Source organism: Streptomyces sp. NPDC059866, from assembly GCF_042731325.1.
Lineage (GTDB): Bacteria > Actinomycetota > Actinomycetes > Streptomycetales > Streptomycetaceae > Streptomyces > Streptomyces flavusporus.
Map to the genome: position 1 here is coordinate 229,342 of NZ_JBHWJT010000001.1, position 20,062 is coordinate 249,403.

23 protein-coding genes are annotated in these 20,062 nt (G+C 71.0%); 12 read left to right on the forward strand and 11 right to left on the reverse strand.

Features of this window, described 5'->3' with window-relative positions; translation table 11 throughout:
• The first annotated feature begins 5 nt into the window (after nucleotides 1–5).
• Nucleotides 6–1,133 (forward strand): magnesium and cobalt transport protein CorA, encoded by a 1,128-nt coding sequence (locus ACFV7R_RS01070; protein WP_385258378.1) that lies wholly within the window; start codon nucleotides 6–8, stop codon nucleotides 1,131–1,133.
• Nucleotides 1,134–1,190: 57 nt separating this feature from the next.
• On the opposite strand, the gene ACFV7R_RS01075 is transcribed toward ACFV7R_RS01070, so the two are convergent.
• Both ACFV7R_RS01075 and ACFV7R_RS01080 read right to left on the reverse strand, forming a co-directional pair.
• A complete protein-coding gene (locus ACFV7R_RS01075) occupies nucleotides 1,191–1,619 on the reverse strand; it encodes a CBS domain-containing protein (RefSeq protein WP_385258382.1) in 429 nt (142 codons plus the stop codon).
• Nucleotides 1,620–1,777: 158 nt separating this feature from the next.
• Nucleotides 1,778–2,410: a uridine kinase gene (locus tag ACFV7R_RS01080; protein ID WP_385258385.1), complete on the reverse strand. Its 633-nt coding sequence runs from the start codon at nucleotides 2,408–2,410 to the stop codon at nucleotides 1,778–1,780.
• Between the two features lie 197 nt (nucleotides 2,411–2,607).
• Here ACFV7R_RS01080 and ACFV7R_RS01085 point away from each other — a divergent pair, with 197 nt between their 5' ends.
• The 3 genes from ACFV7R_RS01085 (at nucleotide 2,608) to ACFV7R_RS01095 (ending at nucleotide 5,692) form a co-directional block, all read left to right on the forward strand.
• A complete protein-coding gene (locus tag ACFV7R_RS01085) occupies nucleotides 2,608–3,330 on the forward strand; it encodes a DUF2293 domain-containing protein (RefSeq protein ID WP_385258387.1) in 723 nt (240 codons plus the stop codon).
• Nucleotides 3,331–3,574: 244 nt separating this feature from the next.
• A complete protein-coding gene (locus tag ACFV7R_RS01090) occupies nucleotides 3,575–4,054 on the forward strand; it encodes a DUF1772 domain-containing protein (protein ID WP_385258390.1) in 480 nt (159 codons plus the stop codon).
• Nucleotides 4,055–4,204: 150 nt separating this feature from the next.
• Nucleotides 4,205–5,692 (forward strand): glutamate synthase subunit beta, encoded by a 1,488-nt coding sequence (locus ACFV7R_RS01095; protein WP_385258393.1) that lies wholly within the window; start codon nucleotides 4,205–4,207, stop codon nucleotides 5,690–5,692.
• Nucleotides 5,693–5,828: 136 nt separating this feature from the next.
• Here ACFV7R_RS01095 and ACFV7R_RS01100 read toward each other — a convergent pair whose 3' ends face one another.
• The 3 genes from ACFV7R_RS01100 to ACFV7R_RS01110 all read right to left on the reverse strand — a co-directional run bounded on the left by ACFV7R_RS01100 (nucleotide 5,829) and on the right by ACFV7R_RS01110 (nucleotide 7,856).
• Entirely contained in the window at nucleotides 5,829–6,641 is an 813-nt protein-coding gene (locus ACFV7R_RS01100; protein WP_385258395.1) for an SAM-dependent methyltransferase, read from the reverse strand.
• Nucleotides 6,642–6,719: 78 nt separating this feature from the next.
• Nucleotides 6,720–6,995: a DUF397 domain-containing protein gene (locus tag ACFV7R_RS01105; RefSeq protein ID WP_129797315.1), complete on the reverse strand. Its 276-nt coding sequence runs from the start codon at nucleotides 6,993–6,995 to the stop codon at nucleotides 6,720–6,722.
• A complete protein-coding gene (locus ACFV7R_RS01110; RefSeq protein WP_385258398.1) occupies nucleotides 6,996–7,856 on the reverse strand; it encodes a helix-turn-helix domain-containing protein in 861 nt (286 codons plus the stop codon).
• A gap of 256 nt (nucleotides 7,857–8,112) precedes the next feature.
• Here ACFV7R_RS01110 and ACFV7R_RS01115 point away from each other — a divergent pair, with 256 nt between their 5' ends.
• Together ACFV7R_RS01115 and ACFV7R_RS01120 are read left to right on the forward strand one after the other, a co-directional pair.
• A complete protein-coding gene (locus ACFV7R_RS01115; protein ID WP_385258400.1) occupies nucleotides 8,113–8,733 on the forward strand; it encodes an ATP-binding protein in 621 nt (206 codons plus the stop codon).
• Nucleotides 8,724–9,158 carry a hypothetical protein gene (locus ACFV7R_RS01120; RefSeq protein ID WP_385258402.1) on the forward strand — a complete coding sequence of 145 codons (435 nt, stop codon included), beginning with the start codon at nucleotides 8,724–8,726 and terminating at the stop codon, nucleotides 9,156–9,158. The genes ACFV7R_RS01115 and ACFV7R_RS01120 overlap by 10 nt, the downstream gene beginning before the upstream one ends.
• Nucleotides 9,159–9,202: 44 nt before the next feature.
• Here ACFV7R_RS01120 and ACFV7R_RS01125 read toward each other — a convergent pair whose 3' ends face one another.
• From ACFV7R_RS01125 to ACFV7R_RS01135, 3 genes are all read right to left on the reverse strand, one after another.
• Complete coding sequence (locus tag ACFV7R_RS01125) at nucleotides 9,203–9,379, reverse strand: hypothetical protein (RefSeq protein WP_385258405.1); 177 nt, start codon at nucleotides 9,377–9,379, stop codon at nucleotides 9,203–9,205.
• A gap of 181 nt (nucleotides 9,380–9,560) precedes the next feature.
• Nucleotides 9,561–10,919: an amidohydrolase gene (locus ACFV7R_RS01130; RefSeq protein WP_385258408.1), complete on the reverse strand. Its 1,359-nt coding sequence runs from the start codon at nucleotides 10,917–10,919 to the stop codon at nucleotides 9,561–9,563.
• 159 nt (nucleotides 10,920–11,078) lie between these two features.
• Nucleotides 11,079–12,950 carry an FUSC family protein gene (locus ACFV7R_RS01135; RefSeq protein WP_385258411.1) on the reverse strand — a complete coding sequence of 624 codons (1,872 nt, stop codon included), beginning with the start codon at nucleotides 12,948–12,950 and terminating at the stop codon, nucleotides 11,079–11,081.
• A 175-nt stretch (nucleotides 12,951–13,125) separates the two neighbouring features.
• On the opposite strand from ACFV7R_RS01135, the gene ACFV7R_RS01140 reads away from it, so the two are divergent.
• On the forward strand, nucleotides 13,126–13,362 hold the full coding sequence (locus tag ACFV7R_RS01140; RefSeq protein ID WP_385258413.1) for a hypothetical protein: 237 nt from the start codon (nucleotides 13,126–13,128) through the stop codon (nucleotides 13,360–13,362).
• An 80-nt stretch (nucleotides 13,363–13,442) separates the two neighbouring features.
• Nucleotides 13,443–14,393 carry an expansin EXLX1 family cellulose-binding protein gene (locus ACFV7R_RS01145; protein ID WP_385258415.1) on the forward strand — a complete coding sequence of 317 codons (951 nt, stop codon included), beginning with the start codon at nucleotides 13,443–13,445 and terminating at the stop codon, nucleotides 14,391–14,393.
• Here ACFV7R_RS01145 and ACFV7R_RS01150 read toward each other — a convergent pair whose 3' ends face one another.
• Both ACFV7R_RS01150 and ACFV7R_RS01155 read right to left on the reverse strand, forming a co-directional pair.
• Nucleotides 14,394–15,221, reverse strand: a complete 828-nt coding sequence (locus ACFV7R_RS01150) for a maleylpyruvate isomerase family mycothiol-dependent enzyme (RefSeq protein WP_385258417.1) — start codon at nucleotides 15,219–15,221, stop codon at nucleotides 14,394–14,396.
• On the reverse strand, nucleotides 15,218–15,994 hold the full coding sequence (locus ACFV7R_RS01155) for a nucleotidyltransferase domain-containing protein (RefSeq protein WP_385258420.1): 777 nt from the start codon (nucleotides 15,992–15,994) through the stop codon (nucleotides 15,218–15,220). The genes ACFV7R_RS01150 and ACFV7R_RS01155 overlap by 4 nt, the downstream gene beginning before the upstream one ends.
• A gap of 333 nt (nucleotides 15,995–16,327) precedes the next feature.
• Between ACFV7R_RS01155 and ACFV7R_RS01160 the strand changes: the two genes are divergently transcribed.
• The 4 genes from ACFV7R_RS01160 to ACFV7R_RS01175 all read left to right on the forward strand — a co-directional run bounded on the left by ACFV7R_RS01160 (nucleotide 16,328) and on the right by ACFV7R_RS01175 (nucleotide 18,948).
• Complete coding sequence (locus tag ACFV7R_RS01160; RefSeq protein WP_385258423.1) at nucleotides 16,328–17,014, forward strand: hypothetical protein; 687 nt, start codon at nucleotides 16,328–16,330, stop codon at nucleotides 17,012–17,014.
• 121 nt (nucleotides 17,015–17,135) lie between these two features.
• Nucleotides 17,136–17,990, forward strand: a complete 855-nt coding sequence (locus ACFV7R_RS01165; protein WP_385258425.1) for a GNAT family N-acetyltransferase — start codon at nucleotides 17,136–17,138, stop codon at nucleotides 17,988–17,990.
• An 86-nt stretch (nucleotides 17,991–18,076) separates the two neighbouring features.
• Nucleotides 18,077–18,490, forward strand: a complete 414-nt coding sequence (locus tag ACFV7R_RS01170; protein WP_385258428.1) for a RidA family protein — start codon at nucleotides 18,077–18,079, stop codon at nucleotides 18,488–18,490.
• Nucleotides 18,487–18,948 carry a GNAT family N-acetyltransferase gene (locus ACFV7R_RS01175; protein WP_385258431.1) on the forward strand — a complete coding sequence of 154 codons (462 nt, stop codon included), beginning with the start codon at nucleotides 18,487–18,489 and terminating at the stop codon, nucleotides 18,946–18,948. The genes ACFV7R_RS01170 and ACFV7R_RS01175 overlap by 4 nt, the downstream gene beginning before the upstream one ends.
• Nucleotides 18,949–19,055: 107 nt before the next feature.
• Here ACFV7R_RS01175 and pip read toward each other — a convergent pair whose 3' ends face one another.
• Complete coding sequence (gene pip / locus ACFV7R_RS01180) at nucleotides 19,056–20,030, reverse strand: prolyl aminopeptidase (protein WP_385258434.1); 975 nt, start codon at nucleotides 20,028–20,030, stop codon at nucleotides 19,056–19,058.
• Nucleotides 20,031–20,062 lie beyond the last annotated feature (32 nt).

Here is a 20,062-nt window from a genome sequence, read left to right on the forward strand (position 1 = left end):
TCCAGATGTCCATGGCAGGGAATCTGCGGAAGGTCACAAGCCTCGGCACGGTCGACGGCCTCCGCAAGGTGGCGCGGCTGGCCCGGCGGCGCAGGCGGGTCGACCTGAGCCACCCCGCGCGATCCCCGCTGGGCTCCTCGGTGGTGAACTGCGTGGCGTACGAGGAAGGAGGCCGCGTCCCCGTCGGCGGCGACCTGGTCGACACGGTGGAGCGGGTACGCAAGAACGGTGACGGCTTCGTCTGGCTCGGTCTCCACGAGCCGACGAACCAGGAGTTCGCCGGCATCGCCGAGCTGTTCGACCTGCATCCGCTGGCCGTCGAGGACGCGATCGAGGCACATCAGCGCCCGAAGGTCGAGCGGTACGGGGAGACACTGTTCGCGGTGTTCAAGACGGTCTGCTACGTCGAGCACGAGGAACTCACGGCCACGAGCGAGGTGGTGAACACCGGCGAGATCATGGTGTTCGTCGGCCAGGACTTCGTGATCAGTGTGCGGCACGGACGGCACGGTTCGCTGGGCCCGCTGCGCGAGGAGCTGGAGGCGGAGCCCGGCCAGCTCGCCAAGGGGCCGTCCGCGGTGCTGCATGCGATCGCGGACCATGTGGTCGACGACTACCTCAACGTCATCGACTCGGTACAGGCCGACATCGACCACGTCGAAACGGATGTCTTCGCGGAGAACGGCGCGCGAGCGGATCCCGGCCGCATCTATCAGCTCAAGCGTGAACTCCTGGAGCTGAAGCGTGCGGTGGTCCCACTCGGCCGTCCGCTCGCGGATCTCGCCAACCGGCCGATCCGGGTGGTGGAACCGGAGATACAGGCCTACTTCCGCGACGTGTCCGACCACCTGCAGCGGGCCACGGAGCAGATAGCCACCTTCGACGAACTGCTCAACTCGATCCTGCAGGCCCACCTCGCCCAGGTGACGGTCGCGCAGAACGAGGACATGCGGAAGATCACGGCGTGGGCCGCGATCGTCGCGGTGCCGACGATGGTCTGCGGGCTCTACGGAATGAACTTCGACCACATGCCGGAGCTCCACTGGCGATACGGCTACGGCATGGTCATCGGCGTCATATCCCTCGTCTGCCTGGTGCTCTACCGCGGTTTCCGGCGCAACGGCTGGCTCTGAGCGGGCCGGTGATGCGCGCCGGACGGGGCCGCGGTGCCGGCGAGGCAGGGCATCGGGTCAGCGTGCCGCGCTCCTGGCGTAGACTCGCTCGGCCCAGGCGCCGATCTGGTCCTCCGTCAGATGCTGGGCCAGGTCGGCCTCGCTGATCATGCCGACCAGGCGCTTGTTCTCGATGACGGGCAGGCGGCGGATCTGGTGGTCCTCCATCTCCTGGAGCACCTCGCTGACATCGGCGCCGGCGTCGATCCAGCGCGGCGTGCCCTTGGCCATCTCGCCCGCTGTGACCTTGGACGGGTCGTGCCCCATGGCCACACAGCCGACCACGATGTCCCGGTCGGTGAGGATGCCGCAGAGCCGTTCGTTCGCGTCGCTGATGGGCAGGGCTCCGACGTTGAGCTCACGCATCAGCTGGGCGGCACGGTCCAGGGTCTCGTGGGCGGGGATCCACTGGGCACCACGGTGCATGATTTCTCCGGCGGTGGTCATGGGGTACCTCCCGGTGCCGGACGGCCGGCGCGGCGCAGGACACACCGCTAGTCCCGGCGCCCTACATTCTCGCCGGGTCGCGCGGCGCACGCACCCGGAACCCCGGCAGCCGGGGGGACGGGGAGGCGCTCTCGGAGGGGATGGATCACATACTCCGCTCAGCCGTTCCAGGCCGGGCGGCGCGGATCGTCGAGGCGTACCAGGACGTCGGCCGTGCCGACGGGATCGGTCTCGTGCTCGTAGCGCTCGAACGCGGGGAGGGTCCAGTGCTCGGGCTCGGGCGTACGGCGGCGCAGGGCGCCCGGTGACAGGAAGAGGTGAACTGTCAGATCGAAGGGGAACCAGTGGCGCAGGAGAAGGGGACCGTGCAGCAACAGGAGACCGCCGGGAGGGAGCTGGACGTACGGGCTGCGGGTGGCGCGGTCGGTGACCGGGTCCAGGAGATCGGGCAGGACACGCCCGTCGCCACCGGGTTCGAGGGGGCCGAAGACCTCGCGCCACAGGGCGCCGGTGTCGAACCAGCCGTCGTAGTAGGCGTCCACGTCCTGGTGGCCGTGCTCCAGCCGGAGGGAGGCGGGGCGCAGGAAGCCCTCCGTGCCGACGACCAGCGACGGGCGGCCGCGTATGCGCAGCGCCTCGTGGACACGCTCGGCGAGGTCTCCGGGCCGGGCCGCCGGGGCGCCGTCGAAGGCGATCCGCGGCCAGGGGCCACCGTCGGCCGGCTCCAGGTCGAGCAGGCGCTCGGCGAGGCGGTCGCCGAGCCGGTCCCAGGTGATCGCTTCGAGTCGCACAGGGCCATGATGCCGCGCGCTGCCGAAAGCACCGACGGCCGGGCGCCGGGCTCTCGGTGCGGTCGGCGGCGGACAGTCGCGAGTGAGCCCAGGCGCGGGGAGACGGGTGAGGTGAGGTGCGGTACGAGGCCGGCGATACGGCGTAGATCCCGGGGGTCCGCGGGCATGAAGCGGACATGGCGGATCATGAAGCGAATATGACGGACAAGGCAGTGCCCGTGACTCCTTCGTCCCGCACCGGACTCGTCGCCATCCAGCCCCTGAAGAAGAAGCGCTGTGCCGCGTGCCGGCGGGGACCGCTGTCGCTGCTCGTCCTGGAGGAGGGCGTGCCACGGTGCCTCGACTGTGCCGACCTCGGGCACCTGGTGTTCCTGCCGCGCGGGGACACCGCGCTGACCCGCAGGGCGCGCGAGGAGAGCACGCTGTCGGTGATCGTCATGCGGTTCAACCGGCGCAAGAGCCGGTACGAGCGTCAAGGCGTCCTCGTCGAGGAGGAGGGGCTCGCCCGCGCCGAGGAGCGGTGTCTGGCGGACGCGGAGGCGCGACGGCGGCGCCGGGCGAGGGACGCGCAGCGCAGGGCGGTCGAGGACGACCGGTTCACGGAGGCGTTCGCGGCGGAGATCCTGCGGCTGTTTCCCAGGTGTCCGGCCGAGCGGGCGCGGGCGATCTCGGCGCACGCGTCCGTGCGGGGCAGCGGGCGGGTGGGCCGGAGCGCGGCCGGGCGGGCGCTCACCGAGGGGGCGGTGACATCGGCGGTCGTGGCGGCCGTACGGCATGTGGACACGCCCTACGACCAGCTGCTGATGAACGGGGTGGCGAGGTACGAGGCACGGCGGCGGACAGCGGCGGCGGTGGAGACGGTGCTGCGGGGGTGGCGGGAGGCGGCGTCCGGCTTTCCGCAGTCGTCGCAGCCGTTCTAGCGATGGCCATGGGCAGGTGGCGGCGCCGGCAGCGGATCGGCGTACGGCACCCCACCCCCTCCCCCGGCTCGGCCGGCCTCACATGGCCCGTCCCAGGCCTGGACGCTCGCGTATGTGGGCGCGGCGATGGGGCATGGTCCGGGTTCTTGTGCGGACATTCACTGGTGGGGAGCGGTGAGCGGTGAGTCGTGATCAAGGATGGGCTGGGCGCGGGCCCGGTCCGAAGTGGGAGATGAGGGGCAACATGATCAATGGGCCGTACTTCGTGCTGACGGTGCTGGGAGTGCTCGGGACGGGCCTGGTGGCCGGGGTCTTCTGCGCCTTCTCGACGTTCGTGATGCGAGGACTCGCCGTGCTGCCGCCCGCACAGGGCGTGGCCGCGATGAAGGCGATCAACGTGACGGCCGTGCAACCGGCTTTCATGATCGTGTTCCTGGGGTCGGCGCTGCTGTGCGCGGTGATCGCCGTGGTGACGTTGGTGGTCTGGCCGGAGGAGGGGGCGGTGGAGGTGCTGCTGGGCAGCGCGCTGTATCTGATCGGCTCGTTCGGCGTGACCGTGGTCGCGAACGTGCCGCGCAACAACGCGCTGCTCGAGCTGGACGCGGGGACACCGGAGGCAGCCGCGTACTGGCCCACGTATGTCAGGGAGTGGACGGCGTGGAACCACGTCCGCATGATCGCCTCGGCCGCCGCGGCGGTGCTGTACGTGCTGGGGCTCACGTGACGACGCCCGCGCGGTCGGAAGGCTCCCGGTCAACCCGCCAGAAAGCGCTGTCCCACGCTCTGCACCCGTGGCCGACGGGACGTATCGTGGCCGAAAGAGTGCCGCCCGAAGACGCACGGCCTGTCGTACGCGTACGCAAGGAAAACGGCCATGGGCGATCCCAAGGGTTTTATGACCACCCCCCGCGAGGAATGGCCCCGCCGGCCCGTCGAGGAGCGGGTGCGGGACTGGAACGAGGTCTATGTCCCGGGGGCGCTGCTGCCCATCATCAACAAACAGGCCGACCGCTGTATGGACTGCGGCATCCCGTTCTGCCACGAGGCCTGCCCGCTGGGCAATCTGATCCCGGAGTGGAACGATCTGGTCTCCCGCGACGACTGGCGGGCGGCGAGCGACCGGCTGCACGCCACCAACAACTTTCCTGAGTTCACGGGTCGGTTGTGCCCGGCGCCGTGCGAGGCGGGTTGTGTGCTCACCATCAACCAGCCGGCAGTCACGATCAAGAACGTCGAGTGCGCGATAGCCGACCGGGCCTGGGAAGAGGGTTTCGCACCGCCGCGGCCGCCGGAGCGGCTCAGCGGGCGGACGGTCGCGGTCATCGGGTCGGGGCCCACCGGACTTGCCGCGGCTCAGCAGCTGACCCGGGCGGGCCACACCGTGGCGGTGTACGAGAAGGACGACCGGCTCGGCGGGCTGATGCGGTACGGCATCCCGGAGTTCAAGATGGAGAAGCACCATCTGGAGCGGCGGCTGGAGCAGATGCGGGCCGAGGGGACCAAGTTCCGTACGTCGACGGTGATCGGGCGGGACATCGGGGCAGCGGAGTTGCGGGCGCGCTACGACGCCGTGGTGATCGCGACCGGGGCGACCGCGTGGCGTGAACTTCCCGTTCCGGGGCGGGAGTTGGCCGGTATCCATCAGGCCATGGAGTATCTGCCGCTGGCCAACCGGGTGTGCGAGGGGGATCTGGAGGTCTCCCCACTGTCCGCCGTCGGCAAGCATGCCGTGATCGTCGGTGGTGGTGACACGGGAGCGGACTGTCTCGGCACGGCCGTACGCGAGCGTGCCGCCTCCGTCACACAGCTGGACATCTACGCCCAGCCCGGCGCCGAGCGCGACGAGGACGCCGAGCCCTGGCCGACGTACCCGAAGCTCTACCGGCTGTCGGCCGCGCACGAGGAGGCCGGTGCTCTGCGGACCGCGCCGGCGGCGGACGCCGACGCCCGGTTGTTCGCGGCGTCGACGCTCCGCTTCACCGGTGACGCCGACGGACATGTGCGGTCGTTGCACCTCGTCGAGGTGGACGCGCAGCGGCGGCCGGTGCCGGGCACCGGGCGGGTACTCCCGGCCGACCTCGTGCTGCTGGCGCTCGGTTTCTCCGGGCCCGACCGGGCCGACGGCCTCATCGACCAGCTGGAACTGGTGTTGGAGCCGCGCGGCACGATCGCACGGGATGCCGGATTCGCGACCAACGTCCCGGGCGTGTTCGCCGCCGGGGACGCCGCGCGCGGGCAGTCGCTGATCGTGTGGGCGATCGCGGAGGGGCGGGCGGTGGCGGCGGCCGTCGACCGCCATCTGACGGGAAGTTCACAGCTGCCGGCGCCCATAGGGCCGTATGACCGGCCCATGAGGGTCTAGTGCCGCGGCACCAACTCGGCGCTGGACGCGCTGTGCGGGTGCCGCCGCCGCGGTGAACGGCGCCCAGAGCCCACCCGGCGCCCCGAGCCCGAAGCCCCGTCGTCCTCACCCCACAGCCCAGCCCTGGTCGGCAGCCCTACGGCTTGCGCCCCACCGCCCCATACCCGGGAATGACCCCGTCGTCCTGCCCCGGCACCGGCTCCCCCAGCTCGGGATGCCACTCGTGGACCACGGAGACTCCCGGTTCGACCAGCTCCAGTCCGTCGAAGAACCGGGCGAACTCGACGCGGGAGCGGAGTGCCAGGGTAACGCCCGCGGCCTTCAGTTTCGCGGTTGCCGCCGCCGACTCCTCCGGCGTGAAGTCGGCGGTGGCGTGGGTCATCATCAGGTAGCTGCCGGAGGGCAGTTCGGACAGCAGGCCGGCGACCAGCTCGTGCGCGCCGTCCTCGTCGGAGACGAAGTGCAGCAGCGCGACGAGGGAGAGCGCCACGGGCCGGCTCAGGTCCAGGATCTTCCTGGCCCCCTCGATGATGGTGGCCGGATCCCGCACGTCGGCCTGCAGATACTCGGTCACGCCCTCGGGCGTGCTGCGCAGCAGGGCCGCCGCGTGGGCCAGCACGATCGGGTCGTTGTCGCAGTAGACCACGCGCGCGTCGGGCGCGACGCCCTGGGCCACCTGGTGCAGGTTCGGCTCGGTCGGGATGCCGGTGCCGATGTCCAGGAACTGCCGTACGCCGTTCCCGGCCAGCCAGCGGGTGGCCCGGTGCATGAAGGCGCGGTTGACGCGCGCCATGACCGGCACGCGCGGGTCGAGGGCCAGCATCTGCTTGCCCATCTCCTCGTCGACCGGGTAGTTGTCCTTGCCGCCGAGGTACCAGTCGTACATGCGCGCGGGATGCGGCTTGCTGGTGTCGATCTGGATGGCGCCGGTGGGGTCCTGCCCGGTCATGAGCCACTCCGTAAGCGTCGAATGCGATAAGTGATCAATTCACTACTCAAATCGGTACTCTTCATCAGTCAGATCGCTTCAGGACAGCAGAAAGTCCGCCTCCCCCGCCTTCGCGCCCTTGATGAACGCGGTCATCTCGTCGGAGGTGTAGATCAGCGCCGGTCCGTCGGGGTCGGTGGACTGCCGGACCGCTATCCGGCCGTCGGCCAGTTTCATCGCCTCCAGGCAGTTGCCCCCGTTGCCGCCACTCCACGGCTTGTGCCAGCCCTCGCTGCCCAACTCCCGGGCGGGCATGCCGTTGTAGATCCGCTCGGTGCGGATCCGCGGCCTGGGCTGGGACGTGCTGCGATCCATTCACAACTCCTTGCGGAGATCCCTGAGGATCTCCTTCGTGCGATGTGCCGTAGCGGCCTGCGCCGCCATGCGGTCCATGACCTCGAGGTGGGTCGCCACCTCGGCGCGCGCGTCGAGATAGACGGCGCCGGTCAGGTACTCGCTGTAGACCATGTCCGGCAGTTCGGGCATGGCGAACCGGAACAGCACGAAGGGCCCGTACGTGCCGGGGTGCGGACCCGTGGCGAACGGGACGACCTGCAACGTCACGTTGGGCAGCTTCGTGGCCTCGAGCAGTTTGTCGATCTGCGCACGCATCACCTCCGGACCGCCGACCGGGCGCTGCAGCACGGTCTCGTCCATCACGACCCACAACCGGGGCGCGTTCTGGCGGGTGAGCAGTTCCTGGCGTTGCATACGCAGGTCGACATGGCGCTCGATGTCCTCGGGCCGGGTCTGGCCGACGGCGCCCGACCTCAGCACACCGCGCGCGTAGTCCTCGGTCTGCAGGAGGCCGGGCACGAAGTGGGGGTCGTAGCTGCGGATGAGGGCGGCGGCGCCCTCCAGGCTGACGTACATCGAGAACCAGCCGGGCAGGATGTCGTGGAACCGCTGCCACCAGCCGGGTTTGTTGGCCTCCTCGGCCAGCTCCACGAAGGCCTCGGACTCGTCGTCGGGGATGCCGTAGGCCTTGAGGAGCAGTTGGAGGTACGGGATCTTGAGGGCGACCTCGGCCGTCTCCATACGGCGGACGGTGGCGGGGGCGACGCGGAGAACGCGGGCGGCCTCCTCGCGCTTGAGGCCGGCGCGTTCCCGCAGGTCCTGCAGGCGTCGGCCGAGGACGACCTGGCCGACCGTCGGCGCGGACCGCGGTTCGCTCACGCTCCACCTCCACTCACGGGAACTGACGACACCTGGGCGCCCCCTGACAACCCTGGCGGCACCCCTGGCGCAAATCCTGCACAGCCCAGCGGCGCCATTCGAAGATCTATTCGAAGACCGAGGCCGACCTCCGCCGATCCCAACTGGCGCCGCGTCACATGCTGTTGCGAGCAGTGTGCCACGACCCTTCACCGCGTCACACGGCACTCTGCAATTTTCAGAGTGACACTTGCCAAGTGTTCACGCCGGGGCGATAGTGGCAAGCGTGATTCCGTCCGCGCCCTTAGGAACAGACGCCGCCGCAGGCCGCTTCGGCCTCGGTTCCGCTTCGGGAGCCGGCCCCCTCAGGGCGGCTGCCGAGCGCCGGTTCCGCTTCGAACTGGCCGCACATCCGGGTTCCCCCGCTCAGGCCAGACGCCTGACGCGTACCCGGCTGACCGGCTGGTCGGTGTGCGAGGACACCTGCGACACGGCCGCCCTGGTGGTGTCGGAGCTGGTCACCAACGCGATCATGCACACCGCGAGCGAGGTCGTCGTCTGCGAGTTGCACGACCGCGACGACGTGGTGCGCATAGCGGTGCGTGACGAGGGGTGCGCTCCGGGTGCTCCGCACCCGTCCCCGCGCCGGCCCGAGGAGGAGCATGGGAGGGGACTGCTCCTCGTCGACGCCCTGTCGCACTCCTGGGGCGCCCAGGAGCACGGCCCCGGGCTGATGGTCTGGGCAGAGCTGCCGCGCCAGGCCGACGCCCCCCGCGACGATCTCGGCTGGGGCGCCCGCCCCAAGCCGGGCCCGTCCGGCGGCTCGGACGAGGAGGGCGAGGCGCACCGGGGGGCGCCGGACGCGACGCACCGCGAAACGGGGGCCGAATGGGTCTGACGGCTGCCTCCGGCGGCGGACAGGTGCTCAGTCTGGACACCCTGGTCCGTCTGGGTCGCGGGCTGCGCACCCCGGACACGCCCCGGCGGCTGTCCGTGCCGGACGGTATGACGGCCCCGCTGGGATGCGACGCGGTGGCGGTGCCCGCCCGCTTCGGACCCCTCGTACTGCCCCGGCTGCCCCGCGTGGGATGCATCTACGCGGATGAGGCGCACTGGTGGTGGCTGGTCCCGTCGGACTCCGACTACGCCCTGGAGTGGCCCGCCCCCGCGCGGTACGCCACCGGCGCGCTCGTCCCGGAGACCCCGCGCCTCATCCACCGCCCGGAGGGCACGTTCCCCTACACGCCGCCGATCCCGCTCTATCTGGCGCTGTGCCGGATCATGGGCACGACGCCGACGTGGTCACGGGCGGTCAGCGTCTGAGGCGCAAGGCCGGGCCCTGAGTCCTTAAGGCGGCCCGGCCCGACTCACTCCACGCCGTCGCCACCCCGGACGATCACCAGGAACGTGTCCGTCGCGAGGTCCATGACGACCTCGGCGGGCAGGCCCTCCATCCGGCGCGCCTGCGCGAACTCCTCCGCCGGCCACGATCCCCGCGGCCCGCCTGCGGGAAAGCGCTCGAGCACCCTTCGCCCGTTCACCATCTCGCACCTCCAGTAAGCGTCGTACTTGTTGGAGTTAACGCCTTCCAGAGGTGAATGGCCTCGCGAAGTGACGAGACTGAGACGTACTTGACACGCGTTCAACTTGGATGGTGAGAAGCATCTCGCCACTCCGGGGTTTCGGCGACGCTCCGTGTCGCTCCCCGTACTCGTCGAGTCAGGATCAGGTGTCGTACTCCTGGATCCGCTCACCGTGGCTCCGGTCCAGGAGTGCCGGCATACGCTCCCCCAGCTGCCGTACGACGGCGGGCACATCCAGCGTCAGCAGCTCGCGGTCGCGCATGAGGATCCGTCCGTCGACGATCGTGGTGCGCACGTCGGCGGAGCGGGCGCTGTGCACCAGGGTCGCGGCGAGGTCGTGCACGGGCTGGGTGTGCGGGCCGGTGAGGTCGACGAGGATGATGTCGGCGCGGCGGCCGGGTGCGATGCTGCCGATGTCCTGGCCCAGCCCGACGGCCCGCGCGCTCTGGAGGGTTGCGTGATGCAGGGCTTGACGGGCGGTCAGCCATCGCGGGTCACCCTCGGTCGACTTCTGGATGAGGGCGGTGAGCGCCATCGACTCCCATACGTCGAGGGAGTTGTTGGAGGCGGCGCCGTCCGTGGCGAGGCCGACGGGGATGCCGATGTCGTACAGCGCGCGTACCGGTGTGGTGGTGGGCCAGGCGAACTTGAGATAGCCGCGCGGTGCGCAAGCGACGGCGACACGTCCCGTGGCTCGCTGAAGGACGGGCAGGTCACGGTCGAGGATGCCGGTGCCGTGGGCGATGAGCACGTCGGTGTCGAGGAGCCCGGCGGCTTCGAGGACCTCGATGGGCGTACGGCCGTGGCGGGCGAGGCTGGTGGCGGCCTGGTCGCGGTTCTCGGAGGCGTGGATGTGGACGGGCAGGCTGTGTGCACGGGCGAGCGCGGCGGTGGCGGCGAGGTCGGCGTCGTCGACGGTGTAGGGGGCGTGCGGGGCGAGGGTGGTGGTGATACGACCGTCGGCGGCGCCGCGGTGCCGCAGCGCGAACTCCAGGGACTTCTCCCGCCCTTGAGCGCCCTGTGAGGAGAAGTAGGCCTCACCGAGATGAGCCCGCATGCCGCACTCCTCGACCACGGCGGCGACCGCGTCCATGGCGAAGTAGTGGTCGGCGAAGCAGGTGACGCCACCACGGATCATCTCGGCGCAGGCGAGCCGAGCACCCAACTCCACGTCCTTCTCGGTGAGGTTGGACTCGATGGGCCACACGACGTCGTTGAACCACTCCTCGGTCGGCAGGTCCTCGGCGACACCGCGCAGCGCGACCATCGGGGCGTGCGTATGGCAGTTGACGAGGCCGGGCATGGCGACCTGCCCGCGGGCGTCGAGGCGTTCGCGTGCCGCCAGGCCCTCGGCATCGGCGGCGCCGATGACAGCCTCGACGACTCGGTCCCGTACGACGATGGCGGCGTCCTCCTCGAACCCGATCCGCTCGTGATCGTCGTGCACGAGGACGGTGCATCCGGTGATGATGAGATCAGCTTCCGCGGGAGAAGGCGTCATGGGGCCAACGTACGACGGTGCCGTGCCGTGACGTCAGCCCCACCGCGCATCCCGTCGCGCCCGTCTCGCCGGGCGGTCACCCTGGCCTCGCACAGCCCGCACCGGCTCCCCCGGGCCCGGGGAGCCGGCCGGGAACAGCCCTCCTGAGCCGACCACGCCCTACACGGCGAGGGGCAGATCGGGCAGGCGTAGCCCCACGCGATCACGCCGCTCGGCGAGTTCGTCGAGGAGCTCGGTGAGCCGCTCGGTGTGCCGGGGAGTGAGCCGGCCGGAGTCGTCGAGGTGGACGGCGCACGCGGTGGTCGTGTCGACGAGCCGTTCGAGGACGGCGACGATCTCCTCCGCGCCTTCCGAGTGCCGGGCGAGCGCGGGGAGTTCGGCGGCCGCGAGCGCGATGGCGGTACGGGCCTCGGCGAGGGCCCGGTAGGCCTCGCGGCGGAGGGTCCAGCGGACGGCGCGGGTGTCGGAGTCGGGGTCGGTCTCGTGCAGAACGTGGGCGAGGTACGCCTGAGCCGCGCCGCCCGCCGCAGCGAGCCGGGCCCGCACACCCCCACCCCGCTGCCCCGGCATCGGCAGATGTCCGACGATCAGCACGATCGCGCAGGCCAGCAGCGTCTCCCCGATCCGGCTGACGGAGGCCTGCGGCTCGCCGCCCACCATCACCAGGGCGAGCACAAGGACGGTCACGACGGCGGTCTGCGCGGCGAAGTGCCGCGTGGCCACGGGAATGAGCGCACCACTGACGGCGACGAGCGCGATGAGCCCTTCGGGACGGGGCAGCACGGCGGCGAACCCGGCGAAGACGAGAGCACCGAGGACGGTCCCGGCGGCCCGGCACAGCACCCGCGAAACGAGCGGCCCGAGATCGGGCTTGACGAGGAAGACGACGGTGGCGGGCAGCCAGTACCAGTGCTCGTGCTGCCCGTGCCACTGGGCGTGGTGCAGAGCCTGGGCGACAGCCGCGCCGGCCCCGAAACAGAGGCCGACACGCAGCCCGTACTCCCGCCCACCGACCCCGAAAACGGTGCGGAGCAGATCCCCGGCCGTACGCCTCCGGGAGTGCAGGTCGGCCCCCGTGCCCCGGTCGAAGGCCTCGGCGGCGTGCAGCAGGGCGTTGTCGAGGGCGCGCAGGGCAGGCGCGTTCCGGTGGGGCGCGGGCAGCGGCCCGGTGTGCGTGTTGCCGCGTACGGCGGCGGCGAGCCGCCGGGGCCCCTCGGAGGCCCGCTCGGAGACGGCCTCCCCCGCCCACGCGAGCGCGGTGGCGGCCTCGGCGAGCGGAAGGGCAGCGGCATACTGCGCATGCAGCCGCCGCTCGGCCGCGGAACTGGCGTACCGCCGCAGCCGGGGCCCGGCGAGGGCGTCCTGCGCATGATCGAGGGTGGCGGTGAGAGCGGCCCGGCGGGCGGTGGCGTGCGCGGTACCGACGGCGTCGAGAAGCCCGGCGACGGCGTCGTACACGTCGGCCACCGCCTCCCGCTCCCCGTCGAACCGGAAGTCCCCGGCGATCGCCCCGGGGGTCGGCAGCACCAGCCGCAGCCCGAGCAGCCACCCGGCCCCCGCTAGATAGGCGAGAGCCCGCTGCCACCCTTCCTCCGGCAACGGCATCCCGGCCCCGATGGCAGCGGCGACGAGCAGCTGGGTCCCGGCCCCGGAGGCAACGGGCCCCACGGCACTCATGCCGCCGGCGACCAGCCCGACAAGGGTGAGGAGAACGCTCAACGCCACGGCCCCGACATGGTCCCCCGCATACGTCCCGACGAGCATCCCACCGGCGCCCGCGAGCGCGGGCACCCCGAGCCGCCTGACGGAGGCCCGCCGGCTGCCGGGGCGGTCGTTGATGCCGGCGAGCATGGCGGCGATGGCGGCCACCACGCCGAGGGAGGTGCGGTCGGCAAGCACGGCAACAAGCAGCAACGGCCCGCTGGACAGGGCGCCGCGCACGACCGCGGGCCAGGGCACGGGGCCCCGCTGGGTGCGGAGGGCGTGGGCGAGCCAGGGCGGAAGGTGCAACGCGGGGGCGGGGCGGGACACGGGGCTCCTGTCGGGACGAGGGCGGGGGTGGTGCCTTCGGGCGACGGTGGCCGGGCGATGGGTGGGACCCAGTGGGACCCACCGTAGCTCGGGGATCTGGAGAAAATGGAGCGCAATGATTTCCCCGAGGTGACACTTGACCTGGATGCCGTGTTCTTTATGTACGCAATCCGGCATGACAGGGCCCCGCGACGGACAGCGCGGTCACGAGGCACTGCAAGGGTCACGCCTGGCGGGCAGCGAAGTCGACGAACTCGCTCAGCGACTCCCCCACGTCCCCGGCCGCGACTTCCACCTCCGCCTCGCCTTCGGCGAAACCGAGGGAGTCATCCGCGTCGAGGTCACCGACACCCGCGGCGAGAAACTCCCCGCCCCGAACGCCCCGGAGTTTCTTCTACCGCACCGCCGCTGAAAGCCCGGCAACCTTTCCGGCCCCGGTGACCACTGATGAGTCGGAAGCCGTGTTCTCCTGAACCACGTAAGGACTCATCCGTGGCATCCCCTTCCCACCGCCGTCCGCTCCGCAAGCGTCGACGCACCGCCCTCGTCTCCACTGTCGCCGTGGCGGCCACCGTGCTCGTCGTCTCGCTGGTCGTGGCCCTCCGCCCCGACCGGGATGCCAATACCGTGCAGGCCACGGCCACGCCCGTCGCCGGCACCCAGGTGAGCGCCTCGCCGACGAAGCCGAAGCCGACGCCGAAACCGAAGCCGAGGCCGTCCACGACGTCCCCGAACCCGACGCCCGCCACGACCACCCCGTCGGCGCGGCCGTCACCCAGGAGCACCCCCGAACCCGCCCCACGCCCGGCTTCCGGCACGGCACCACTGGCGGGACGGATTCAGCCCGAGGTCACCTACCAGGGAGCCGCCACCCACTACGACGCCGGAGACGGCGACGGCGCCTGCCTGTACGGCCCGAGCCCCGACCTCATGGTCGCGGCGATGAACCACACGGACTACGAGTCGTCCAAGGCGTGCGGGGCGTATGTGCTGGTCCGTGCGGCCGGCGGTGCCTCCGTAACGGTCCGGATCACCAACGAATGCCCGCTGCCCTGCGCACCCGGGCAACTCGACCTCAGCAAACAGGCCTTCGCGGAACTCGCCGGTCTCTCCGCCGGCCGGATCCCGATCACCTGGAGCCTGCTGAGTCCCAGCACGTCCGACACGGTCTCGATCCGGTACAAGACCGGGTCCAGCCGCCACTGGTGCGGCATCCAGGCGATCGGCCACCGCAATCCGCTGGCCCGGCTGGAGGTCGGCGTCGGCAGCGGCTGGCGTCAGCTCTCCCGTACGGACTACAACTACTTCCTCTCCGCCGACGGCACCGGCTGCGGCGGCCCGCTGAGGCTCACCGACATCTACGGAGAACAACTGACCGTCAACGGCGTCGCCATACGCCCGGACGCCGTACAGCCGACCGGGGTCCAGTTCACCCAGCACTGATCAGTGGACGATGGACACGATCCGACATGCAGCTTCGGCCAGTCGACGCTCCCCCTGGACGCGGGCTCGGCCAAGGGCGGTGCCGGGATCGATGCCGCGCGTGCACAGGCGCCAGGCGGTCTCTGTGTCCAGGACTACCGAGGCGGTCGGCCTGCCGCTGGGCGGTACGGCCAGTGACCAGCGGTCCGCGGTGGCGGTGGCGGTCCACCTGCCACCGGCCGGCCCCTCGGCGATCACTTCGATTTGGGCCCCGACCGGTGCTGCCGTATGCCGCAGGGTGTGGGGGAGGGCCCGCATGAAGGTGTCCAGGACGGTGGACAGGGCATGTGGTTCCGGGTCGGTGTCACGGCCGACGGCATGGCGGATCTGCTGCCGGTGGGTCCAGTACTCGGTGAACTCCCGGGCGATGTCCAGCCATCCTGGCGCCGGGTCGACTCCTGCCCACGACACCCCCAGGGCGGGCGCTTCGAGGTCAGCGGTGGCGAATCGGTCGGCGAGCCGGGACCCGGCCGTGTCCAGGGCATCGATGAGCGAGGCAGGGCTGTCATCGGCGCGGAGGTCGACCCATTCCTGATTGGTGCGGTGGATGAATGCCTCCAGCGTCTCCCCAGGTTTGAAGACACGCTCGTATCCTCCTGGGGTGCGGCCCAGGCGGCCGCAGTAGTCGCCGAGAACGTGGGCGGCGAGGTCATGCACAGTCCAGCGCGGGAGTGCCGTCCTGCTCCAGTCAGCGGGCCACAGACCGCGCAGGGTGTCGAGCAACGCCTGCAGCTCAGAACCGAACAACGGGCGGGCGTCGACCGGGTCGCCCAACCAGGAAGTGGTCATCGGCGGGCCACCTCCACGGCCCGGCCGAGGAGCATCTCGGCCTCGGTGACCGACCGGGCGAGCGCCTCCGGATCGCGCGTCAGATTCCCCACCAGTACGTCGACTTCCTGCAGCCCGGCCCGCTCGACGAGGCCCTTCTCGTTGGTGACCCATTCCCCGCGCGCCGCCAGCACCGCATGTGCCGTCTGCGTCGCGGCCAGGGCGATCGCGCCCGCGATCTGGGTGAGGGCGCCCTTGGGGGCGTGTCCCGCCTTCGCGTACGCGAGGGTGGCCGCGGCCACGCCGTACCACCGTGCCGGGGCGTTCTCGCGCAGCGCCGACGGATAGGCTGCGGGGCGCGGCAGCTCGCCCCGCAACACCTTGTTGACAGCGAGTTCGGCGACGAGCAGGTACGTCGGGATGCCCGCCAGGTGGAACATCAGCGGTTCGACACGGAAGCGTCCCGCCTCTGCCTCCGCCAACTCGTGCTCAACGACGTCGAGATCCCGATAGTGGACGTCCACGCGCCTGCCCTCGATCGTCAGCCAGGCGCCGCCGTTGAATACGCCGCCGCCCCAAGCCCCGATCTCGGTGACCTCGCCCTCCCAGCCAACCGCACGCAGGTCGGCGGGGGCGAAGGGGCCGCGGTAGTAGATGGCCAGGTCCCAGTCGCTGTCGGGGCGTTCCGTGCCTTGGGCGCGGGAGCCGCCGAGGGTTACCGCCCGGACCGTGGGGAGAGTGGCCAGGCGGTCGGCGGTGGTGTTGAGGAAGGTGGCGTCGTCACGGGAGGACATGGGTGCAGCGTATGCAGCTGTGTGCCATGGCTCCACGCGATTACGCAGTCGCCGCCCGCCCCGGGACCCTGGGCCTCACCCCCTCGCCGCCGCTTTGAAGTCCGCCCCTGAAGTGGATCAACGACTCAGCGAGGTCAGTGCCTCGCGCAGGCTTCCCGCCCCCGGAGGGGTCCTGACGGTTCCGGCGGTTGAGTACGGCCCTGACCGCCGACGGTTGACCCTGATGGCCTGACGTCTCGCGCCGGCCGCCGGAGGCGCCGCGAGGGCGATTGTCAGTGGTGCGCGTTATCAATGAACTCGTCACTCAGCGTAACGATGACGGGGGAAGCAGTGATGACGCACGAGAAGGATCACAAGGGTCAAGAGGCCCACGCCGGCCAAGACCAGCAGCCGACCCGCACCTACCTGTCCGTCGCGGGGCTACGGGCTCGCGGCTGGACTCCCGGCATGGTGCGGCAACTGCTCGGCGAACCCGATCAACTGCGCACCAATCCGTACTTCCGCTCCGCCCCGCAGACCCGCCTCTACCGCACCGAGCGCGTCGAAGCCGCGGAGCGGAGTGAGGAGTTCCGGTCCGCTTCGGCCGCTGCCGCGCGACGGTCCGCCGCGGCGCGGGCTGCCGCTCTGCGCAGGCGGCGGGAGGTGTTGGCGCGGATCGCGGCGGAACCCGTCGATGTGCCGCGGCTCGCCCCGCACACGCTGGCAACGCTGGCGGTCGAGCACCGCAATCGCCGGGACGAGGAGCGGGCGTTGTGGCGATGGGGGCACGTGGCGGATCCGGCCACGGTGGAGAGCGCCGAGCCCGGCGCGCTCGATCGCTGGAAGGTCAACTACCTGCGCCATCGGCTGACTCGCTACGACGAGATCCTCGACGAGTTGTTCGGGCGCATCGGACGCGCGGCTGCGGAGGACCTGCTGCGACGCAGGGTCTACGCGGCCATCTCCAAGGCGTACCCGGACCTTGCACAGGAGTGCGAACGCCAGCTGCGTGAACGGGAGTGCGGTCCATCGCCCGGATGACATTCCCGGGTGAAGCTCCGAGGACGCAGGGCCGACCGTCGGACACGTCCCTACGCTCCGGGCCCATGAAGGATGATCAAGTCGCCCGCCTGCACGAACGCCTCGCGGCCCGCGCCGAGTTGTGTCCTGTCGCCTTCGGCGAAGGCCGTCGGTTCGGGCTCTGGGACCTCGCCTCACTCGCCGAAGGCGCCCTCGGCGGTGTGTCGACCCCGAGTCGCTCACCGTCTCGAGCGAGAAGCGGTGGCGGCTCCGGCTGGGCTCGGACGGGCGTGAGCACAGGCACGACGACGACTTCCGCAGGAGGTACTGGATCTGCTCGCCGGGCGGCGGGCCCATGGGGACCATCGCCGTCGACACCTGGCCCGTGGGCGTGGGCGCGGTGCGCATCTCGTCGCTGTACGTCCATCCCGTCGCCCGCCGGCAAGGACTCGCCTCGGCCGCGCTGGACATGGTGTACGACGCCTGCCGCGCCGAAGGGCTGCACGGGTTCCGTCTGGACACGTACTGGACCTGGCAGCCGACCGTCCGCTACTACCTCGGCCGAGGGCTGTGGGTCACCTCGTGGAAGCATGCGCTGGGGCTCGCCCGGCTGTCGTATCTGCCTCGGTACGAGGTCCGGGAGAACGAGGAGGGTGAGGTGACGTTCCTGGTGGCCGACGCCGAGGGGAAGTTGGTCCCGCTCCTCGTCGCCGGAAGCGACGGCGGGCGGCTGCGCCTGCGGGAGACGGAACGGTACCGGCGTATGAGGGAAGAGCGTGATGCCGTACGGGTGTATGCGCGCTCGACTCTGGCATTGCATCTGGCCGTGCGCGGGCGGCCGTTGGTGCGCGGGGAGGAGGAACGGGCCAAGGCCCACTGGTCGTGTGACATCGGGGAGCCGGAGGGGCTGGCGTACAAGATCGGCGTCTTCGAGCGGGTGGCGCGGGAAGGGGGATGGCGGGTGGAGAGTCCGTACGGCGGTCTTTCGGCCGTGTGACGCGGGCGCGCGGAAATTCGGGTGCGGGCCCGGCCGAGAGCTCGGATGATCGGCAGGTTGACCGTCCCCCCGCACATGGAGCCGCCGTGATCCAGCGCGTCACCGTCCCCAGCCTCTTCCCTCCGCCCACCTACTCCCACGCCTCCGTCGTCGAGGCCGGCACGAAGCTCGCGTTTCTCGCGGGGGCCGTGCCGCTCGACGCCGAGGGGAAGCTGGTCTCAGAAGGGGATCCCGTGCGGCAGGCCGAGCAGGTGATCGCGAATCTGAAGGAGCAACTGCTTGCCGTCGGCAGCGACTTGGCGCATGTCGTGTCGACCGACGTGTACGTCGTGAGCAGTGAGCCCGCGGCGCTGTCCGCCGTATGGGACGTGGTCGAGGCGTCGGGGCTCAGTACGGGCCCGCACTCGTCCACGCTCATCGGTGTGGCCTGCCTCGGGTACACCGGGCAGCTGGTCGAGATCACGGCGACGGCCGTCGTCCCGGAGGGGGCCGGCTCATGAGTTCCGTCGTTCTCCGCCGGGCCGCCGCCCCCGATGCCGCCGCCGTGGCGGACGTCTGGCTGCGGTCCTACAGCGCCGCGCTGCCCACCGTGCGGCGGGCCCACTCCGACGACGAGGTCCGCGCCCACATCCGGGATGTCGTGGTGCCACGGGGCACGACCTGGGTCGCGGAGACAACCGGCGAGAGCCCAGCTGCGGTGGTCGGCATGATGACCCTCGACGGTGAGGAGGTGAACGCCCTGTATCTCGACCCCGGTTGGCGAGGGCGGGGCATCGGGGACCGTTTCGTCGCGCTGGCCAAGGAGCTCAGCCCCACCGGCCTCGCCCTGTGGGCCTTCCAGGTCAACCACCCCGCACAGCGCTTCTACGAACGTCACGGCTTCGTCGAGGTGAACCGCACCGACGGCAGCGGCAACGAGGAGCGGGAGCCTGATGTGAGGTACGCCTGGCGGCCATGAGCCGGTCACTCCGACGGTGCCCCCGCCCCCTCCTCTTCGGCAGCGGCTTCGCACAACTCCCCGCCTTGCTGGTCGTCAGCCCTGGCCCAACCCGCGACTCCGCGAGCTCACCGCCGCCCCGACCCTGCCGCGTACTTGTCCGTCGCCGCCACCAACACCTCCGTCATCCCAGGCGCACCCGCGTTGTGCCCGACCTCGTCGACCACCACCAGCTCGCTGTCCGGCCAGGCGTGGTGCAGCCGCCAGACGATGCCGAGCAGGTTGCCGAAGTCGAGGCCGCCCTGGACGAGGGTGCCGGGGATGCCCTTCAGCAGATGGGCCTCGCGCAGGACGACCTCGTCGTCGACGCCCTCGCCCAGCAGGTGGTCGTTGCCCCAGTAGTGCGTGACCGTGCGGGCGAAGCCCATGCGGAACGCCGGGTCCTCGTAGCGTTCCACGGATCGCGGCGGCGCTGGGATGATCGCCGTCTCCCAGTCGGTCCAGGCACGCGCCGCCCGCTCCCGCACCGCCGGATCGGGGGACTCCAGCAGCCGGTTGTACGCGGCGGCGAGGTTTCCGTCGCGTTCGGCCACGGGCAGTTCGCCCACGAAGCGTTCGAAGGCCTCCGGGAAGATCCGGCCAAGCCCCCTGGTCATCAGGGCCACTTCGGCGTTCGAGCCGGTCGCGACACCGGTCAGCACCAGCTCGGACACCGCACCGGGGTGCGTCTGCGCGTACCGCAGTCCGAGCACCGACCCCCATGACACGCCCCAGACCAGCCACCGCTCGATCCCGAGGTGGCGCCGCAGCAGCTCCAGGTCGGCGATGATGTGCGGCGTCGTATTGACGCTCATGTCGGTGTCGTACGCGCTCGCCGGCGGCGTCGAACGCCCGCAGCCGCGCTGGTCGAGCAGCACGATGCGGTAGGCGGCCGGGTCGAAGTAGCGCCGGAAGCTCGGAGAGCAGCCGGAGCCGGGCCCGCCGTGCAGCATCACCGCGGGCTTGCCGTCCGGGTTGCCGCAGGTCTCCCAGTAGATGCGGTTGTCGTCACCGACGTCGAGCATGCCGTGGTCGTACGGTTCGATCTCCGGATAGAGGCCCATCGGGGCACCGTAACGTCGCTACGGCGGCCCTG

Coding starts and splice junctions, on each gene's coding strand:
- ACFV7R_RS01105 (WP_129797315.1), bottom strand. CDS start 6,995: ATGGATCGCAGCACGTCCCAGCCCAGGCCGCGGATCCGCACCGAGCGG.
- ACFV7R_RS01085 (WP_385258387.1), top strand. CDS start 2,608: ATGACGGACAAGGCAGTGCCCGTGACTCCTTCGTCCCGCACCGGACTC.
- ACFV7R_RS01075 (WP_385258382.1), bottom strand. CDS start 1,619: ATGACCACCGCCGGAGAAATCATGCACCGTGGTGCCCAGTGGATCCCC.
- ACFV7R_RS01125 (WP_385258405.1), bottom strand. CDS start 9,379: ATGGTGAACGGGCGAAGGGTGCTCGAGCGCTTTCCCGCAGGCGGGCCG.
- ACFV7R_RS01160 (WP_385258423.1), top strand. CDS start 16,328: ATGACGCACGAGAAGGATCACAAGGGTCAAGAGGCCCACGCCGGCCAA.
- ACFV7R_RS01140 (WP_385258413.1), top strand. CDS start 13,126: ATGACAGGGCCCCGCGACGGACAGCGCGGTCACGAGGCACTGCAAGGG.
- ACFV7R_RS01150 (WP_385258417.1), bottom strand. CDS start 15,221: ATGACCACTTCCTGGTTGGGCGACCCGGTCGACGCCCGCCCGTTGTTC.
- pip (WP_385258434.1), bottom strand. CDS start 20,030: ATGGGCCTCTATCCGGAGATCGAACCGTACGACCACGGCATGCTCGAC.
- ACFV7R_RS01130 (WP_385258408.1), bottom strand. CDS start 10,919: ATGACGCCTTCTCCCGCGGAAGCTGATCTCATCATCACCGGATGCACC.
- ACFV7R_RS01100 (WP_385258395.1), bottom strand. CDS start 6,641: ATGACCGGGCAGGACCCCACCGGCGCCATCCAGATCGACACCAGCAAG.
- ACFV7R_RS01175 (WP_385258431.1), top strand. CDS start 18,487: ATGAGTTCCGTCGTTCTCCGCCGGGCCGCCGCCCCCGATGCCGCCGCC.
- ACFV7R_RS01155 (WP_385258420.1), bottom strand. CDS start 15,994: ATGTCCTCCCGTGACGACGCCACCTTCCTCAACACCACCGCCGACCGC.
- ACFV7R_RS01095 (WP_385258393.1), top strand. CDS start 4,205: ATGGGCGATCCCAAGGGTTTTATGACCACCCCCCGCGAGGAATGGCCC.
- ACFV7R_RS01090 (WP_385258390.1), top strand. CDS start 3,575: ATGATCAATGGGCCGTACTTCGTGCTGACGGTGCTGGGAGTGCTCGGG.
- ACFV7R_RS01070 (WP_385258378.1), top strand. CDS start 6: ATGTCCATGGCAGGGAATCTGCGGAAGGTCACAAGCCTCGGCACGGTC.
- ACFV7R_RS01120 (WP_385258402.1), top strand. CDS start 8,724: ATGGGTCTGACGGCTGCCTCCGGCGGCGGACAGGTGCTCAGTCTGGAC.